Source organism: Pseudomonas sp. RIT288 (genome assembly GCF_000631985.1).
In the GTDB taxonomy this organism is placed as follows: Bacteria; Pseudomonadota; Gammaproteobacteria; order Pseudomonadales; family Pseudomonadaceae; genus Aquipseudomonas.
In genome coordinates, this window is record NZ_JFYN01000002.1 from 170,908 (window position 1) to 188,025 (window position 17,118).

Annotated in this window: 15 protein-coding genes; 11 read left to right on the forward strand and 4 right to left on the reverse strand. The window is 58.7% G+C overall.

Going from position 1 to position 17,118, the window contains the following annotated elements; genetic code table 11:
• From BW33_RS04250 to BW33_RS04265, 4 genes are all read left to right on the forward strand, one after another.
• A complete protein-coding gene (locus BW33_RS04250) occupies positions 1-780 on the forward strand; it encodes an amino acid ABC transporter ATP-binding protein (RefSeq protein ID WP_047597268.1) in 780 nt (259 codons plus the stop codon).
• A gap of 20 nt (positions 781-800) precedes the next feature.
• Positions 801-1,892: a polyamine ABC transporter substrate-binding protein gene (locus tag BW33_RS04255; protein ID WP_047597269.1), complete on the forward strand. Its 1,092-nt coding sequence runs from the start codon at positions 801-803 to the stop codon at positions 1,890-1,892.
• 25 nt (positions 1,893-1,917) lie between these two features.
• Positions 1,918-3,528 carry a gamma-glutamyltransferase family protein gene (locus BW33_RS04260; protein WP_047597270.1) on the forward strand — a complete coding sequence of 537 codons (1,611 nt, stop codon included), beginning with the start codon at positions 1,918-1,920 and terminating at the stop codon, positions 3,526-3,528.
• Between the two features lie 105 nt (positions 3,529-3,633).
• Complete coding sequence (locus BW33_RS04265; RefSeq protein ID WP_047597271.1) at positions 3,634-5,493, forward strand: ABC transporter ATP-binding protein; 1,860 nt, start codon at positions 3,634-3,636, stop codon at positions 5,491-5,493.
• Between the two features lie 60 nt (positions 5,494-5,553).
• On the opposite strand, the gene BW33_RS04270 is transcribed toward BW33_RS04265, so the two are convergent.
• Both BW33_RS04270 and gabP read right to left on the reverse strand, forming a co-directional pair.
• Complete coding sequence (locus BW33_RS04270) at positions 5,554-6,645, reverse strand: GlxA family transcriptional regulator (protein WP_047597272.1); 1,092 nt, start codon at positions 6,643-6,645, stop codon at positions 5,554-5,556.
• Between the two features lie 87 nt (positions 6,646-6,732).
• The gene (gabP, locus tag BW33_RS04275; protein ID WP_047597273.1) at positions 6,733-8,133 is read right to left on the reverse strand and encodes a GABA permease; all 1,401 of its coding nucleotides are present in this window, start codon (positions 8,131-8,133) and stop codon (positions 6,733-6,735) included.
• A gap of 450 nt (positions 8,134-8,583) precedes the next feature.
• Between gabP and yfcF the strand changes: the two genes are divergently transcribed.
• The 4 genes from yfcF to BW33_RS04295 all read left to right on the forward strand — a co-directional run bounded on the left by yfcF (position 8,584) and on the right by BW33_RS04295 (position 12,762).
• Positions 8,584-9,216, forward strand: coding sequence for a glutathione transferase (gene yfcF / locus BW33_RS04280; protein ID WP_047597274.1), 633 nt, complete (start codon positions 8,584-8,586; stop codon positions 9,214-9,216).
• Between the two features lie 110 nt (positions 9,217-9,326).
• Positions 9,327-9,710 (forward strand): winged helix-turn-helix transcriptional regulator, encoded by a 384-nt coding sequence (locus BW33_RS04285; RefSeq protein WP_047597275.1) that lies wholly within the window; start codon positions 9,327-9,329, stop codon positions 9,708-9,710.
• Positions 9,711-10,288: 578 nt separating this feature from the next.
• On the forward strand, positions 10,289-11,356 hold the full coding sequence (locus BW33_RS04290) for an alkene reductase (RefSeq protein ID WP_052032681.1): 1,068 nt from the start codon (positions 10,289-10,291) through the stop codon (positions 11,354-11,356).
• A gap of 734 nt (positions 11,357-12,090) precedes the next feature.
• Positions 12,091-12,762 carry a lipopolysaccharide kinase InaA family protein gene (locus tag BW33_RS04295; RefSeq protein ID WP_047597277.1) on the forward strand — a complete coding sequence of 224 codons (672 nt, stop codon included), beginning with the start codon at positions 12,091-12,093 and terminating at the stop codon, positions 12,760-12,762.
• Between the two features lie 243 nt (positions 12,763-13,005).
• On the opposite strand, the gene BW33_RS04300 is transcribed toward BW33_RS04295, so the two are convergent.
• Complete coding sequence (locus BW33_RS04300) at positions 13,006-13,962, reverse strand: LysR family transcriptional regulator (RefSeq protein ID WP_047597278.1); 957 nt, start codon at positions 13,960-13,962, stop codon at positions 13,006-13,008.
• 42 nt (positions 13,963-14,004) lie between these two features.
• On the opposite strand from BW33_RS04300, the gene BW33_RS04305 reads away from it, so the two are divergent.
• Positions 14,005-14,436, forward strand: coding sequence for a GFA family protein (locus BW33_RS04305; RefSeq protein ID WP_047597279.1), 432 nt, complete (start codon positions 14,005-14,007; stop codon positions 14,434-14,436).
• A 150-nt stretch (positions 14,437-14,586) separates the two neighbouring features.
• On the opposite strand, the gene BW33_RS04310 is transcribed toward BW33_RS04305, so the two are convergent.
• Positions 14,587-14,856 (reverse strand): hypothetical protein, encoded by a 270-nt coding sequence (locus tag BW33_RS04310; RefSeq protein ID WP_047597280.1) that lies wholly within the window; start codon positions 14,854-14,856, stop codon positions 14,587-14,589.
• Positions 14,857-15,177: 321 nt separating this feature from the next.
• Here BW33_RS04310 and BW33_RS04315 point away from each other — a divergent pair, with 321 nt between their 5' ends.
• Complete coding sequence (locus BW33_RS04315) at positions 15,178-16,152, forward strand: quinone oxidoreductase family protein (protein WP_047597281.1); 975 nt, start codon at positions 15,178-15,180, stop codon at positions 16,150-16,152.
• On the forward strand, positions 16,149-17,087 hold the full coding sequence (locus tag BW33_RS04320) for a LysR family transcriptional regulator (RefSeq protein WP_047597282.1): 939 nt from the start codon (positions 16,149-16,151) through the stop codon (positions 17,085-17,087). Before BW33_RS04315 ends, BW33_RS04320 begins: the two co-directional genes overlap by 4 nt.
• Positions 17,088-17,118: the final 31 nt, after the last annotated feature.

The window sequence follows — 17,118 nt, forward strand, 5'->3', positions numbered from 1 at the left end:
ATGGCGCATCAAAGTGACGAGCTGATCATCGAGGCGCTGAACATTCACAAGTCCTTCGGCGATCTGCAGATTCTCAAGGGCATCTCGCTGCAAGTGCGACGCGGTGAAGTGGTGGTGCTGATCGGTGCCTCCGGTTCGGGCAAGACCACGTTTATCCGTTGCATCAATCTGCTCGAAGACATTCAGGCCGGAGAGATCCGGGTCAGCGGCCGGCCCATGGGTTATCGCACCCGGGCGGACGGCAGTCTGGTGCGCGACTCGGAACGCAACATCGCTCGCCAGCGCCGGGACATCGGCATGGTGTTCCAGCGCTTCAACCTGTTCCCGCACATGACCGCCCTGGAAAACATCATCGAAGCACCGATTCAGGTGTTGGGTGTGCCACGCCAGGCTGCGCTGGAGCAGGCGCACGCGTTGCTCAAACGAGTCGGTCTGGCAGACAAGGCCAGTCATTACCCGTCGATGCTTTCCGGCGGCCAGCAGCAACGGGTGGCGATCGCCCGAGCGCTGGCGATGAAGCCCCAGGCGATGCTATTCGACGAACCCACCAGCGCCCTCGACCCGGAAACTGTCGGCGAGGTTCTGGAGGTCATGAAAGAGTTGGCCGAGGAGGGCATGACCATGGTCGTGGTTACTCATGAAATGGGTTTTGCCCGTGAGGTGGCCGACCGGGTGGTGGTGCTCGATCAGGGCGAACTGATCGAACAAGGCCCGCCGGAACAGATTTTCAGTCGTCCCACCCATCCCCGTACCCGAGCCTTTCTCAGCCGCGTGCTGTGAGCTTCACAAGGATTTCGACGATGCGTTTATCGAGCTTGTTCGCGGCGCTGTGCTGCGCCGCCGTGGTGCCCATGCTTCAGGCCGCCGACTCGGTGGTGAAGGTTTACAACTGGTCCGATTACATCGGCCCCGACACGCTGAAGAATTTCGAGAAAGACAGCAAGATCAAGGTTCAGTACGACATCTTCGACACCAATGAAATGCTCGAAGCCAAGTTGCTTTCCGGGCACTCGGGCTATGACGTGGTGGTGCCGTCCAGCCAGTTTCTTTCGAAACAGATTCGCGCCGGCGCCTATCAGCCGCTGCAACGCGGATTGCTCGATAACTGGAAGCACCTCGATCCGCGTTTGATGCAGCGTCTGCAGGCTGCCGACCCGGGCAATCAATACGCGGTGCCGTACATGTGGGGCACGGTGGGCATCGGTTACAACGAGGAGAAAGTCCGAGCCGTGCTGGGCAAGGATGTGTCGCTCGATTCCTGGTCGATGGTGTTCGACCCGCAGAACCTTGCCAGACTGAAGAGCTGCGGCGTGGCCTTTCTCGATGCACCGGTGAAGATCATTCCTCAGGCCCTGCTTTACCTCGGGCTGGACCCCAACAGCGTCAAGCCGGACGACTACAAACAAGCCTCTGAGCTGCTGATGACGTTACGGCCCTCGGTGACCTACTTCAACTCATCGAAGTACACCGCCGACCTGGCCAACGGCGATATCTGCGTGGCGATCGGCTATTCCGGTGACGTGATGCAAGCCCAGACCCGGGCCCGCGAGGCCGGGAAAAACATCGACATTCGTTATCTGATTCCCAAGGAAGGCGTGAACCTCTGGTTCGACATGCTGGCGATCCCCAAGGACGCCGGTAACGTCGCCAACGCCCATGCGTTCATCAACTACTTGCTGCGCCCTGAGGTGATTGCGCCGGTCAGCGACTACGTCGGCTACGCCAATCCGAACAAGGACGCGACGGCGCTGATGGACCCGAAGGTCAGCAGCAACCCGGGGATCTACCCGGCTGATGAAGTGATCAACCATGCCTTCGTTTCCGCCGATCTGCCGGAAAACATCCAGCGCCTGATCACCCGCGAATGGAACCGGATCAAGTCCGGCCAATGAATTACTGATTTGAAGAGCCTCTGCCATGTTGAAATTTTCTGCTCACGAATATCCTTATCCATCGCAACGCCAAAGCGTCTTTGCCCGTCGTGGCATGGTCGCGGCGTCCCAGCCACTTGCCGCGCAGGCCGGCATCGAGATGCTGCAGAAGGGCGGCAACGCGATTGACGCGGCCATCGCCACGGCGGCGGCACTGACCGTGGTCGAGCCCACGGGTTGTGGCCTTGGCGGCGATGCGTTTGCGCTGGTCTGGTTCAAGGATCAGTTGCATGGCCTCAATGCCAACGGTCATGCTCCGGCGGCTCTAAGTATCGAAGCGGTAAAAGCAGCGGGCCATGAGCAAATGCCGCTGTATGGCTGGACGCCGGTGACGGTGCCCGGTTGTCCATCGGCCTGGGCCGAGCTGTCGCAACGCTTTGGCGTGTTGCCGTTTACCGATTTGCTGCAACCGGCGATCAGTCTGGCCAGAGACGGTTTTCCGCTGTCGCCGGTGGTTGCCCATCAATGGCAGATCGCACTGGATGAGTTCAGCCCCCATCGCGATGAAGTGCTGCAGGCCTGGTTCGATACGTTCCTGATTGACGGTCGTGCGCCCAAGGCTGGGGAGCTGTTCTGTAACCCGGCGCAGGCGCGAACCCTTGAGGAGTTGGCCAACACTCGTTGCGAGAGCTTGTATCGCGGCGCACTGGCGCAACGCCTGGATGCGCATTCGCGGGCAACGGGCGGCTATCTGCGCGCCTCGGATCTGCAGCAGTACCGTGCCCAGTGGGTCGAGCCGATTCACGTCAATTACCGTGGCGTGGATGTCTGGGAAATTCCACCGAGCGGACAGGGGCTGGTGGCGCTGATGGCGCTGAAGATTCTCGAGGGCTTCGACTTCGATCACCGTGACAGCCAGCAGACCTGGCACCGGCAACTGGAGGCGATGAAACTCGCCTACAGCGATGGTCTGCACTACATCACCGATCCGCTGCACATGCGCGTGGCCGTGGCCGATCTGTTGAGTGACCCGTACAGCGCCCGCCGCCGCGCTCAGATCGGCGAACAGGCGCAGCCGCCGAAGCCGGGTGATCCTCACGCCAGCGGCACGGTGTATCTGGCCACGGCGGATGGGCAGGGGAATATGGTTTCGTTCATCCAGAGCAATTATCACGGCTTTGGCTCAGGCGTGGTGCTGCCTGACAGCGGCATCGCCCTGCAGAACCGTGGGCAGGAATTCAGCCTGGATCCCGAGCATGCCAACGCGTTGGCGCCGGGGAAAAAGACCTTTCACACGATCATTCCCGGCTTCCTCACCAAGGACGGCCAAGCGCTGGGGCCGTTTGGCGTGATGGGCGGCTACATGCAGCCGCAGGGCCATGTGCAGATGGTCATGAACCTGGTGGATTTCGGCTTGAACCCGCAGTCGGCACTGGACGCGCCGCGCTGGCAATGGCTCGGCGGCATGAAGGTGGGCATCGAGCAGGGCGCTTCAAGGGATCTGGCCAATGCGTTGGCGCGTCGCGGGCATGAGGTGCAGATCGCCAGTGACCTGACGGATTACGGCAGAGGCCAGATTATTCTGCGTGATCCAGTGACGGGCGTACTGTGTGGCGGGACTGAGCCGCGGGCGGATTCGCATATCGCAGTCTGGTAGAGACGGCAGGCACTCGTCAGGTCGGGGCACACACTTTTTCACAAAGACCCCTCGGGATCCAATCGGTGGCAGAATCTCCCTGACTTGAAAGTTCAGGAGAACATCATGCTTCGTGTGTTTGAACGAAGACTCGACCCTTTCCCGCCTGACGAGGTGCCACCGCCACCCAACGGTCTGGCTAAATTTCTCTGGGCCTGTACTCGGGGTGCTCGCGGCTACATTCTGGCGCTGGCGTTGCTCAGTGCCGCCGTATCGGTTTATGAAGCGTGGCTGTTTTCCTTCCTCGGCCAGGTCGTCGATCTGCTCTCCACGTGGCAGGCCGGCGGCGAAGCGGCGGTGCAGGAGAGCCGCGTGTTGTGGGGCATGGGCATTGTCATGGTGCTCAGTGTCGGGCTGGTGGCGTTGCGCACCATGGTTCAGCACCAGATTCTGGCGATTAACCTGCCGCTGCGCCTGCGCTGGGATTTCCATCGGCTGATGCTGCGGCAAAGCCTTTCGTTTTTCTCCGACGAGTTCTCCGGCCGGGTCACGACCAAGGTGATGCAGACGGCGCTCGCCGTGCGCGACGTGCTGTTCACCATGATCGAGATCTTGCCGGGGATCGGCGTGTACTTCATCGCGATCATTGCTCTGGCCGGCGGCTTTGCACTGAAGCTGATGCTGCCGTTCCTCGCCTGGGTCGTACTGTTCGGCCTGGCCATGTGGTACTTCGTGCCGCGGCTGGGCAAGGTCGGCCAAGAGCAGGCCAATGCGCGGTCGATGATGACCGGGCGTATTGCCGACGCGTACACCAACATCACCACGGTGAAGCTGTTCTCCCACTCCAACCGCGAGGCGCACTTTGCGCGGGCGGCAATGGAGGATTTCAAGCAGACCGGCTTTCGCCAGATGCGTCTGGTCAGCCTGTTCGAAATCGTCAATCAGGCCTTGGTGGTGGCCTTGATCATGTCCGCTGGCGGCTATGCCCTGTGGCTCTGGCACCAGGGTGATGTTGGCGCCGGTGCCGTGGCTGCGATCACCGCCATGGCCTTGCGGATCAACGGCATGTCGAACTGGATCATGTGGCAGATGACCTCGCTGTTCGAAAGCATCGGCACCGTCCAGGACGGTATGGCGACGTTGACCCAAGGCACCAAGGTGCAAGACGCACCGGATGCCGGCGTGCTGGTCACTTCCGGCGGCGCGGTGACGTTCGACAAGGTGAAGTTCAACTATGGCGGCGAGCGTCAGGTGCTCGATGGCCTGAGCCTGAGCATTCGGCCGGGTGAGAAAATCGGTCTGGTGGGCCGCTCCGGTGCGGGCAAATCGACGCTGATCAACCTGCTGCTGCGTTTCTATGACGTCGACAGCGGCGAGATTCGTATCGACGACCAGAACATTGCGCGCGTGACCCAGGACAGCCTGCGCAGTGCGATCGGCATGGTCACCCAGGACACTTCGCTGCTGCACCGCTCGATTCGCGACAACATCGCCTACGGCCGGCCCGATGCCACTGACGCGCAGATCCGCCGCGCCGCTGCCAATGCACAGGCTGATGAATTCATCAGCCAACTCAGCGACCGTCAGGGCCATACCGGCTACGACACCTTGGTGGGTGAGCGCGGGATCAAGCTGTCTGGTGGCCAGCGCCAGCGGGTGGCGATTGCCCGGGTGATGCTGAAGAACGCGCCGATCCTGCTGCTGGACGAAGCCACCAGTGCGCTGGACTCGGAGGTCGAAGTGGCGATTCAGGAAAGCCTCGATGAAATGATGCAGGGCAAGACCGTGATCGCGATCGCGCATCGGCTGTCGACGATTGCGGCGATGGACCGGCTGATTGTCATGGATGACGGGCGCATCATCGAGCAGGGCACCCATTCGGAGTTGCTGGAGAAGAACGGTGTGTATGCGCGGCTGTGGGCGCATCAGAGCGGCGGCTTTCTGGGTGAAGACAAGGGCGTGGTGGAGGCTTTGGATCAGGCGTAACCGGGCAGGGCGCATGGCCAGGGTCTCTTGTGTGTCCCTGGCCATTTTGCCTCGGTTTATTCAAGCCAGATCGGCACGCGCCATCATTCGAACACTGGCAAACGTCGATTCGTTTCTCGCCTGATCAAGCGTTGTCAGTGTGGTGATCGATGACGGCGGCGTTACTCGTTTACGACTCATTGCAGAACCTGAGCGCTCGTCGCTCGGCGGCACCCCAAAGTGCTCGCGATAGCATTTTGAGAAATGCGGTGTGGAGGCAAAGCCGCAGACATACGCCAGTTCCACGATCGACAGCGAGGTTTGTTTGAGCAGTTGTCGTGCGCGAATCAGCCGCAACCTCAAGTAGTAGCGTGACGGCGTGCATTGCAGGTATTTCTGAAACAGCCTCTCCAGCTGTCGGCGTGACAGATCGACGTATTCGGCAAGGTTGTCCAGCTCGATCGGTTCCTCAAGATTGGCCTCCATCAACGCAACGACTTCTTGCAGCTTGGGCTGATGCGTACCGACCACATGCTTGAGCGGTACGCGTTGATGGTCCTGCTCGTTGCGGATGCGTTCGTAAACAAACATCTCCGAGATGGCGGCGGATAACTCACGACCATGATCGCGGGCAATCAGGTGCAGCATCATGTCCAGCGGCGCTGTTCCTCCGGAACAGGTAAAGCGGTTGCGGTCGAGAGTGAAGAGGCTGGTGCTGACACTGACGCGCGGGAAAGCTTCCTGCATGGCCGCCAGAAACTCCCAATGCACGCTGCACTCATAGCCGTCGAGCAGCCCGGCTTTGGCGAGTGCCCAGCTGCCGGTGCACACGCCGCCCAAGCGTCTGGATTGGCGCGCCAGGGCTTGCAGCCAGGATGTGTGCTCACGGGTAATCACGCTCTGGATGCCGACACCGCCGCAGACAATCACCGTGTCCGCCACGCCGGGATTGTTCCACGAGGCGTCCGGCGTGATCGGAACCCCGTCGCTGGCCCAGACCGGTGCTCCACCGGGGCTGAACGTATGCCAGCGATACAGGTTTCGCCCCGACAATTGATTGGCCATGCGCAGTGGCTCGACGGCGGATGCCAGCGACATGAGGGTGAATTTATCCAACAGCAGAAACCCGACGGATTGGGTCGTACCGTCGGCCACGGAGGGGGTCGATGACATCATGTCCTCACAGGAATCGGTCTGAGATGCAGGCGTCGGTCATTCCCCCGGTCTTCGCCAAGGGAATATCAGCTTCGGCGTGAACGCCTAGCCCACCGACGTTGCTCGTGCTGCCGGGGCAGGGTGACGCGACGTCATCAGGCCAATAAACGAGATTGCCAGCGCCAGGCCAATGGTGGTGGTGACTTCGGTGCGGTGCTGCGGGGTGATCATCATGACCGCCAGCGCCGCGCAGATGAAGCCGATCACCAGCCACGTCAGCCATGGAAACAGCCACATGCGGAAGGTCAGCTCGACCTTGCGCTGTTGCAATATCCGCCGCATGCGCAGCTGTGACACTGCAATCGCCAGGTACACCAGCAAGGCAATCGCTCCGGAACTGGCCAGCAGGAACTCGAACAGTCCGGCGGGCATGAAGTAGCTCCACACGGTGATCGAGGCGCCCAACACGGTGCTGGCGATGACGGCTGCCCGTGGCACACCGGCCGCGGAAGTCGCCTTCAGCGCTTTCGGTGCATCGCCGCGACGACCCAGCGAGTACAACATGCGCGAGGCAATGTAGATCGAGGAGTTCATGCAACTGGCCACGGCGATCAGGACGACGACGTCGACCATGAACTTGGCGTTTGGAATATTCATGATTTCCAGGGCGCGCTGATACGAGCCCACCGAGGCCAGCAACGGATCATTCCAGGGCACCACGGAGATCACCACGAAGATCGACAGCAGGTAGAACACGCCGATGCGCCAGATCACGGAGCGGGTGGCCTTGGCAATGTTCTGCGCCGGGTTATTCGATTCGGCGGCCGCGATGGTCACCGCTTCGGTGCCGATGAAGCTGAACATGATTGTGATGAAAGCGCCGACCACCGCTGACAGGCCGTTGGGCGCAAACCCGCCGTGTTCGGCCATCAGGCCGCTCAACCCGCTGACTTCGCGGTCGGGCACCCAGCCCATCAACACGGCAAAACCCACACCGATGAAGCCGATGATCGCCACGACCTTGGCCATGGCGAACCAGAACTCGAATTCACCATACTTGGACACGCTGAACAGGTTGGTCACCACCAGCGCAATGATCGATCCCAACGCGAACAGCCAGGCATCGACCTGCGGAAACCATTGGTGCAGCACATGACCGGCCGCCAGCGCCTCGATAGGAATCACCAGCACCCAGAACCACCAGTACAGCCAGCCAATGGTGAAACCGGCCCAGCGGCCGATGGCCTGGTCGGCATAGGTCGAAAATGAACCGGTGTCCGGATTGGCCACCGCCATCTCGCCGAGCATGCGCATGACCAGCACGACGAGCAAACCTGAAAACAGATAGGCCAGAAGCACCGCCGGCCCTGCTGCGGCAATCGCGTGTCCTGAACCTACGAACAAACCGGCGCCGATAATCCCGGCGATGGACAGCATTGTGACGTGACGAGGCTTGAAGCCCTGCGCCAATTGGCTACTCGAATCCATGGAGTTCGGGCTGATCATCGGTATTTTTATTCTCTGCTGATCGACATTTAAGCCATTGAACGGGCACACGATCGAGCACCATCGTTGCCTGCTGAAACTCCCGAAAGAAGCCCGTCCAACCGCCGCAGTTCTTATCAACCCCATGATCTGACCGGGATTGTTTTGATAGGAAGACACGGCACCTTAGCCGGCCTTGCCGCCGATTCAATAGCCTGATTGCGCCATGATCGTGTCTGATATCGACATGTGAATACCATGAGGTCGTATTGGAGACCTGTCGGTCACGCAAGGCTCAGGCCATCTTCCCGGCTCGCTGAGCGTTCCAGTTAACGGTTCAAAGCTCCAATTCTCAGGGGGCGATCTCTTCCACCGGGTATTCCGGTCAGGAATACGCCCATGAAAATCATGAATTTTATTTATCGTTTTCGATCTCGTAGCGTGACTCCTTCTGCATAAGGAGATGACCCTGTGAATAATTCCCGCCTGCGCTTATATGTTGACTCTCAATTTTCCAGCCCCTATGCCATGTCGGCTTTCGTGGTACTCCGCGAGAAGGGCATCGAATTTGAAATGAGCCCGCTAAACCTCGAAGCCTATGAAAACCAGTCAGAGGGCTATGCCAGCCTCTCCCAGACGCAGCGGGTACCTACACTTGTGCACGGGGACTTCGCCTTGTCTGAATCGTCGGCGATCACCGAGTACCTGGAAGACGTTTTCCCCCAGTCGCCGGTGTACCCACAAGATCTTTGGCTGCATGCAAAGGCACGACAAGTCCAGGCATGGCTGCGCAGTGATCTGTTGTCCATTCGCCAGGAGCGATCCACATTGGTTGTGTTTTATGGACTCAAATCAAAGCCCTTGTCGCCAGAGGCCGAGTCGGCAGCGCGCAAGCTGTTCGGTGCCGCACAAACGCTGCTTGCCGACAATCCCGAATACCTGTTCGGCCAATGGTCGATCGCCGATGTGGATCTGGCCTTGATGCTCAACCGGCTGATTCTCAATGGTGACTCCGTACCCCCCGTGCTGGTGGAGTACGCACAGCGCCAATGGCAACGACCAACCGTACAGGAGTGGGTCAAATTGCAACGTCCTCCGATGTAGCGGCCCGCCAACACTACAACAGAAGAAAGCGTTCTCAGGCTCGGTATATCCAGTAAACTTGGCGTCAATCCAGCGCCTGAGCGCGCGTGGGTATTCAGAAGGAAACCGCCATGCTTGAACTCGAACCGCTGTGCTTCTCGTCCGACTATCCTAGCCGAGCGTTATTCGACCAGATCGCTGATAAATGGTCGATGATGGTGTTAGCCGTGCTTGATGACGGTCCGCAACGCTTCAACGCGATCCGTCGTCGCCTGCAAGGCGTCACCCAAAAAGCGCTCACTCAATGTCTTCGCCGGCTGGAGCGCAACGGCCTGGTATCGCGCGAGGTGATTTCGCTTTCGCCAGTCGCGGTGCAGTACCAAGTAACGCCGCTGGGCCGCACGCTGCAACAACCTTTTCGGGCACTGCATGAATGGACGCTCGCCAAGCTGCCGGAGGTTGATGCTGCCCGGCAGAAGTTCGACGCCGCTGCAATCGGACCGACAAGTACGTAGGGAAGGCTGCTTCACTCGATTACATGAACGCGTTGTCGGCCGCTCATGCTGCGCTTCGGGACTTGTCACCCGATGTCTTAAGTAACACCGAAGATCTCAATCGAACCAGTGCGACCTGGTAAGCATGGAACTCTGCCAACACTTTTTGCTGTTGGCAGTGCGCTGGTTTTTGCCTTTCATGCGCGGGCAATCAATCCCGATACCTGCTTCAACCGAATCTTCACATCGATTGCTCAGGCTTGTTCGATCATGAACGCAGAGCGTCCTGCTCTTGCGCGCGAGGCCACTGTATACGGCTCGACGACCCATACGCCGCCGACTATTTCCTGACGGTAGGTATCCTCAGACCTACTAGGTCTACGAACGGTGCCTAATTGACGCCAGGTTTATTATTGATACCTTGTCAATTGTCCTCACTTGAGGGAAGCGGTCCGAACCGGACCCTTCGTTCGCCATTCTTGCCGGCGGCGTTCAGCCAGCCAATCGAGCATCCGACAGAAGCATTTCTCTGGTCGAGCCGCACTTGAGAAATCGTTAGCCACGGGCGGACATTCAATAAAATTCATTCTGAGGAAAGTATGGGAAATTTTAAGCTTCTAACCCCCTTGAACAACGAAGAGCTCACTTTCAAAAATCGGGTGTTCATGGCGCCGATGACAAGAGGTCGATCCAAGGATCAGGTGGCCAACGAATTGACTGCGACCTATTACGCACAGCGCGCATCGGCGGGCCTGATTTTTACGGAAGGCACCCAGATCAGCGCCCAGGCCGTCGGCTGGACGAATACCCCCGGGATCTATACGCCTGAACAGATTGCGGGCTGGAAGAAGGTAACCCAGGCAGTTCATGAAGCCGGTGGTCTCATTTTCGCCCAGCTCTGGCATACCGGTAGAGCATCTCATCCTGATTTTCATGGTGGAGAATTGCCGGTTGCGCCATCGTCAGTTCCCTTCAATAGCCAGGCGTTCACGCCTGAAGGCATCAAACCCTCGGTGACCCCGCGCGAACTGACCATTGATGAAATCAAGTCCACCATTGCGGACTACGGAAAAGCTGCACAGGCCGCGAAAGATGCGGGCTTTGATGGTGTAGAAGTACACGGTGCCAATGGTTATCTGCCCGCGCAGTTTCTGGAAGACGGCTCAAACAAACGTACCGACGAGTATGGCGGTACCATTGAGAAGCGGGCGAGGTTCTTGCTTGAAGCCACGGACGCTGCGATCAAGGTCTTCGGACCGGCCCGTATCTCGGTCAGGCTGTCGCCGCGCATTCCGTACAATGACATGGGCGACTCCAATCTCGAGCAGACCTACATGTACGCGGTAGAAGCGCTGGAAAAGAAAAACGTTGGAATTCTGCATTTCATGGAACCGGGAACCCTGCCGGAAGACGCGAAACCCTTGGCGCCCGGGGCTCGCCAGCGGTTCTCAGGGATTTTCGTGTTGAATGTTGGTTATGACCGGAAGTCTGCGGAACAGGCCCTGCAAACCGGTCTGGCCGATGCAGTCACATTTGGCACGCTGTTCATCAGCAACCCTGATCTGCCGGAACGCTTCTTCCTTGATGCGCCGCTGGCTACTGCGGATGCCTCCACTTTTTACAGTGGTTCGCAAGAGGGCTATACCGACTACCCGCCGCTGGCCTAGGGGCGACGAGGTTTAGCTGGGCAATAGCGGTGAACTATCTGGTCGATACCGAGCATGGCGCTGTCACGGGTGTCGAAGCGCGATTTACGTTCCGGCACCGACCGTCATACCGGCTCCAAAACGTCTTTACACGGATTTCTGGAGGTAAGCCGCGGGTGGATCAGGCGTCAGTGGGGAGGGCGTGCGGCTGGGGCCTCTCGAGAGCTTCTTGACAATCAAAAGCCGTTATCGTGGTCGAGTAACTTGCCGCCTACTGGCGGCAAGTTGCATGAGGCCCTACAACGTAAACGGCAGTGCAGAAAAAACCATCCCGCCACTGCCTGCCCAGCCCATGCAAAACTGGCCTTTCTCGGCTTCGCCTCGACTCATGGCATCGAAGATACCGAAGGGGATGGACGCGGTAATGATGTTGCCGGTCTTATGCCCGGCCTGGACGGTGCCGAATTGAATGCCGTTTCGATCGGTTCCATCGACGCTTCGTTGGGGCCCTGCCAGTGACGCGTGCCGCTGCCGCTTTTTTCAAGCAACTTGCTGATGGTCTTCAATGTTTTTTGCAAGTTCTCCTGGAACGTATCCAGTCAATTTCCGTTACGTAGTTGCGTAAAAGCCCCAAGCTGGGCCGAACGCCAGCGATAAACGGGGAACTATTGACGTCCACAAACAGACTGACCTGCAGTTGCGACCCTAATGCAAATGTCGCACGAAAAAATTTCTACAATAAATGGAGCGCACAAATGGGCAGGTCACGCGATGAGTTTGAGTTCTGGTGGGGTACTTCCGGGTCGTGGGTGGAACCGCCGAATGTGCGCCGGAGCGGCACCAGTGGTGTCCAGTTGGTTGTTCAAGGTGACAAGACGTTTTTCGTAAAGCGTCAGACCGGCCATTTGTTCCGCAGTCTCCGTTACCCCACTGGCCGACCCACCGCATTGCGTGAAGGCATTGCCCTTTCAAGACTCGAGCAACTGGGCGTGAATGCGCCAAGACCATTATTTTATGGCGCGAGAAAAGTCGACGGCGTATGGCAGGGTGTCTTGGTTACCAAAGATCTGGGCGGTTTCATCGATCTGGATACCTGGTATAGCCAGGGCGCTGCAAGCCTGTTGACCACCGAGCAACATCAGCGACTTCTTGAGCGTTTAGCGCAAATGCTGGCGCGGATGCACTCGGGCAGATGGCAGCACGGTTGCATGCGTTCCAAACACATCTTTATCAAAGCGTCGATTACCGACACAGACTTCGATTTTGAACTGGCGCTGCTTGATCTGGAGAAATCTCGTGGTCGTGCTACGGCAATGGGCGCGGCGCGTCACGACATTCCCCAACTCAGACGGCATTCTTTCTGGGATGAGTCGCAGTGGCAGCATTTCCTTGCGTGCTATGAGCAAGCCAGCGGTAGAACGCTGTAAGAAGCGCATCGATCCGCCCCCCGCATTGGCGAAGAGGACATCGATTCGGCCGTGGGTCGCGTACCGGCAAATGTACGCAGGCCGCCTGGTGGCCAAAGACGGCAAAATTCAGCTGCTGCGCGAATCCCTGGATACCGTGGCCGCTGCCAAAGCGTTCGCGCCGATTGATTCAGAGCGAGGCCAATAAATCGCGATTATCCCTGTATGGCGAGCAGGGACTGGTGCAGGCATGGATCACGTCCCTCAATGGTCGTTCGAGCGCAGATAGTGATGCAGTTCCTCACCTATCACTTCGAACGCCTTGGCGATCCGTTTGATTTTGCGCAAGTCACCGTGCATCGCGACCCACACTTCGACCTCGAAGCCGAAGCTGTCTGGCAATACTTGAATCAGTCCATGGCTTCTGGCGATAGGTATCGGGCAAAGACCGAAGCCCAATCCCGCTTTCAACGCAGCCAGTTGCGCGAGGTGGTGATCCGTGGCAATCGCGAAATGCTGATCGGCTTCACACAGCCCGGCTTCGACCAAACGACGCAAGTCGGCTGAGCGACGGTCAGGCCCGATCAGCGGCCGCTGGCGCAGCGACGTCAGGCTGACGGGGTCACCATAACGCTCCAGGCACTCGGCACTGGCATGGATGCCGATCCGCAAGCTACCGACCCGTCGTACCGCGATATCGGCTTCCATCGGACGCATCAGGCGTACGGCTATATCCGATTGCAGCCTGGCGATGTCTTCCAGTGCGTCGCCGATGCTCAGTTCGAGCTTCAATCCAGGATGGTCGTAATGGAAGCTCCGTAGTAAACCGGGCAACACCTCCACCCCCAGCAACTCGCCACAGGTCAGCCGCACCGTGCCGTGGTCCACCGACGTTTCAGCGCTGGCCGCCCGGTTGAAGGCTTGCGCAGCGAGGTCCATGGCTTCGACATGATCGATGAGGCGCTGCGCCCCACTCGTGGGTGTCAGGCCTGAGGGCGTGCGGGTGAACAGGCTCAAGCCGAGTGCCTGCTCAAGATGATCGAGGCGTCGGCGTGCGGTGGCCTGCGCAATCCCCAGCAACTTCGAAGCACCGCTCAGGCTGCCCGAGCGCAGCACCGCAAGGAACACCTGCTGGCTTTCCCACTCAAGACCGCTCATACATTCTTGACCAACAGCTGCTCCTTTTTTGCTCTTCTGCTCGGGCGTGTGAAAAGGGATCATGCGCGCCGAACTTATCCGGGCGTCATTGTAAGGAGTCAACGCATGAGATTCACCGGTCAATGTCTATGTGGGCACGTCAGCATCGAAATCGAGGCGCAGCAACTGCCACCGCTGTATGCCTGTCATTGTCTGAACTGCCAGCGTTGGAGCGGCAGCGCGTTCGGCCTGCACATGCTATGCGCGGCTTCGGCAGTGCAGGTGACGGGCGAAACGGCGACCTTTGTACACGAGCACCAAGGGCATACCTCCACGCAACATGCCTGCGGCGAGTGCCATACCCGACTGTTCAACGAGACCACCGCCGCGCCCGGCATGCGTGTAGTGCGGGCCGGCGTGCTGGAAGGTACGGAGCGCTTCACGCCGGTGGCGCATATCTGGACGCGACGCAAGCAACCCTGGATGGTTCTGCCGCAAGGCGTTGCACAATGGGAGGAGAGCCCGACGCCCCAGGCGTTTGCCAGCGCACTCGGGTAAAGGAGCGTACTCCTGAAAAATCCGGAACAAAGTGCGGATTTTTCAGGAGTGCCATGTGGCTTAACAATGTCCGTTATCAGTAGTCTGCGGACGTAATCGAACGTCCGCCTTTGGCGTTTTCTGCGGTTCAAGATTTGATCATTTGAATAATTACCACTGACCGCTTCCGAGACAGGCGATTATTTCCCAGCCACTGAATTCCCACCAGGAATAGCGCTCGTCAGAGCAACTTCTGGCCAGGCTGGCCGTCTGGATTTCTGCAGCTTTTCGATGTGTTGCGAAAGGCGTGTCGATCGAGGTTGTCACCTGATTGACCTTCTGTGGAGCACTGATGGTGGTCGGATGCACGGCAGCGTTTGCGACCGTTGCGGCAAAAGCGAGTGTCGCGGCGATGGCCAGAGTAGTCATGGACTTTTTCATGTTCGAATCCTTTCAGTAGCTGACAGCGGGCTTATACATAGGCCCCGACCTGCCTTCTGAACAGATCGGGCATTCGCGTAATGTCACGCGAGAAAAGCCTATCACTGCGCTATCTGCGGAACAGTCGCACAACTGTGCTATTGACAACTCTGACCCTTTTGTCCGTTCAGCGGCGCAACTGATGCAGCGCGCCCATTCCTTGATGTTATTGCTGCAACCCATGCATTAATGTCGTGCAGTCAGCCATCTTGTTCATCGGCAGATCAGTTCTCACACTGGCGGTATCTGTTCGGAAGGCTTCTGACCTTAGGGGAAACGACCATGGTATCCGCTATCCGCTTCAATCAGTTCGGCGCGCCTGATGTGTTGAGTCTGGAAACGTTGAGTGAACAATTGCCAGGGCCAGGTGAGGTCTGGATTGAACAGGACGCCGTCGGGGTCAACTTCCTCGATGTGACTCAACGCAAGGGTGCAGTACCTGTCGCGCTGCCATCCGGGCTCGGATTGGAAGGGGCCGGACGCGTCGCCATCGTGGGTGAAGGCGTCAGCAATGTGCAAGTTGGTGATCGGGTCGCTTATGCCACTGGACCCATTGGCTCATATGCTTCGGCCCGGCTTTATCCGGCCGAGCGACTGGCGAAGATACCCGACGCCTTGTCGTTCGATGATGCCGCGGCTGTCATGTTCAAGGGCATCACGGCGCAGTACCTGCTAAAAACCACTTATCCAGTGGCTCAGGGCACCACAGTTCTGATCTATGGAGTGGCTGGAGGATTGGGGGAGATCATGGTGCCATGGGCCAGGCACCTCGGTGCGACAGTGATTGGTGTGGTTTCAAAACAGGCCAGTGTCGAAAAAGCGCTGACATCGGGTTGTGATGAAGTGTTGGTATTCGACGCCGACAACCTGGCATCTGAGGTCAGTCGTTTTACCCGAGGCAGAAAGGTCGACGTGGTCTACGACCCCATTGGCCGTGCTTCTTTCCAGACGTCTTTGGACAGTCTCCGGCCGCGCGGGCTGATGGTCTCGTTCGGGGCCTCGTCAGGTGCGCCCTCGGCTGTAGAACTGTCGACGCTCAACGCTAAAGGCTCGCTGTTCCTCACACGTCCGTCACTGGCAGCACACACCGCCAGTGCCTGTGAGTACCAGGAACGGGCGCAGGATGTGTTGGCCGCCGTAGGCGCAGGTATTATCAAGCCCAGAATTTGGGCCAGCTACGCTCTGAAAGATGCAGCGCAGGCGCATACAGCATTGGAGTCGGGGCAGTCATCGGGGGCGATCATTCTAAAACCATGAATCTTGATGTTCTGAATAGTCAGCACAGTGACGAAATCGCTGCGTTTCTGGCCGTTGCCTCGCAAGGCTCGTTTGTCGCTGCAGGTCGGCTCCTGCAGCGACACCCAACCGTCGTCTCGAAGCGACTGGCCGCCATGGAAAAGCGCCTCGGTGTGCGTCTCGTCGAGCGTTCAACCCGTCAGGTTCGAATTACGCCAGTGGGGGCCAAGCTTGAGCAGCATCTGCGCTCGGCCATCAACCTGATGAATGAAGCGCAACAGCAGGCGGCGCAAGGTGCCAGCGAAGTTCGAGGTACGTTGCGGCTTGCACTGCCAGCGGCCATGGGGCGGCGCTGGCTTGGCCCGATGTTGCCGGAGTTTCTCAAGGAACATCCGCACGTTTCGATCCTCGCCGACTATAGCGAGCGCCTGGTGGACATCATCGAGGAAGGATTTGACGCTGCGATCCGAATCGGAGAACTGGAAGACAACCGACTGATCGCCAAACGGTTAAGTGACCACCGCCGGATCCTCGGCGCTTCGCCTGCTTACATAGAAAAGCACGGCATGCCAGACCATCCACACGATCTGATCAAGCACAATTGCCTTCGCTTTAGTGGCTTTGCGTCTTTTCCGCAATGGAGGCTTTATCGCGGCAGCGAGTTGCAAACGGTCGCGCCAAAAGGGAACCTCACAGCCAACGACAGCGAATCGTTACTTGCCGCCGCTTGCGCTGATTCGGGGATACTCGGCGCAGGCGAATGGTTGACGCGTCATGACATTGCTGCAGGAAGGTTGCTTCACGTTCTTCCGGACTGGCAGCTCGACACCGCTGGTGGGGTTTACCTGGTCAGGCCGTCAGCCAAGTTTCCCAGCGCCGTGGTAATAGCGTTCAAACAATGGATCGAGTCAAAGTTTACCCCTGCGCCCCCATGGGCCATTTGCCCGCCTGATTGAAATCCACTTCAAAAATTGCAGGCCTCTTGGT

Excerpts from the sequence above, each read along its gene's own strand:
- BW33_RS04250 (WP_047597268.1), top strand. The coding sequence starts at position 1 with ATGGCGCATCAAAGTGACGAGCTGATCATCGAGGCGCTGAACATTCAC.
- BW33_RS04255 (WP_047597269.1), top strand. The coding sequence starts at position 801 with ATGCGTTTATCGAGCTTGTTCGCGGCGCTGTGCTGCGCCGCCGTGGTG.
- BW33_RS04260 (WP_047597270.1), top strand. The coding sequence starts at position 1,918 with ATGTTGAAATTTTCTGCTCACGAATATCCTTATCCATCGCAACGCCAA.
- BW33_RS04265 (WP_047597271.1), top strand. The coding sequence starts at position 3,634 with ATGCTTCGTGTGTTTGAACGAAGACTCGACCCTTTCCCGCCTGACGAG.
- BW33_RS04270 (WP_047597272.1), bottom strand. The coding sequence starts at position 6,645 with ATGTCATCGACCCCCTCCGTGGCCGACGGTACGACCCAATCCGTCGGG.
- gabP (WP_047597273.1), bottom strand. The coding sequence starts at position 8,133 with ATGATCAGCCCGAACTCCATGGATTCGAGTAGCCAATTGGCGCAGGGC.
- BW33_RS04285 (WP_047597275.1), top strand. The coding sequence starts at position 9,327 with ATGCTTGAACTCGAACCGCTGTGCTTCTCGTCCGACTATCCTAGCCGA.
- BW33_RS04290 (WP_052032681.1), top strand. The coding sequence starts at position 10,289 with ATGGGAAATTTTAAGCTTCTAACCCCCTTGAACAACGAAGAGCTCACT.
- BW33_RS04295 (WP_047597277.1), top strand. The coding sequence starts at position 12,091 with ATGGGCAGGTCACGCGATGAGTTTGAGTTCTGGTGGGGTACTTCCGGG.
- BW33_RS04300 (WP_047597278.1), bottom strand. The coding sequence starts at position 13,962 with ATGATCCCTTTTCACACGCCCGAGCAGAAGAGCAAAAAAGGAGCAGCT.
- BW33_RS04305 (WP_047597279.1), top strand. The coding sequence starts at position 14,005 with ATGAGATTCACCGGTCAATGTCTATGTGGGCACGTCAGCATCGAAATC.
- BW33_RS04310 (WP_047597280.1), bottom strand. The coding sequence starts at position 14,856 with ATGAAAAAGTCCATGACTACTCTGGCCATCGCCGCGACACTCGCTTTT.
- BW33_RS04315 (WP_047597281.1), top strand. The coding sequence starts at position 15,178 with ATGGTATCCGCTATCCGCTTCAATCAGTTCGGCGCGCCTGATGTGTTG.
- BW33_RS04320 (WP_047597282.1), top strand. The coding sequence starts at position 16,149 with ATGAATCTTGATGTTCTGAATAGTCAGCACAGTGACGAAATCGCTGCG.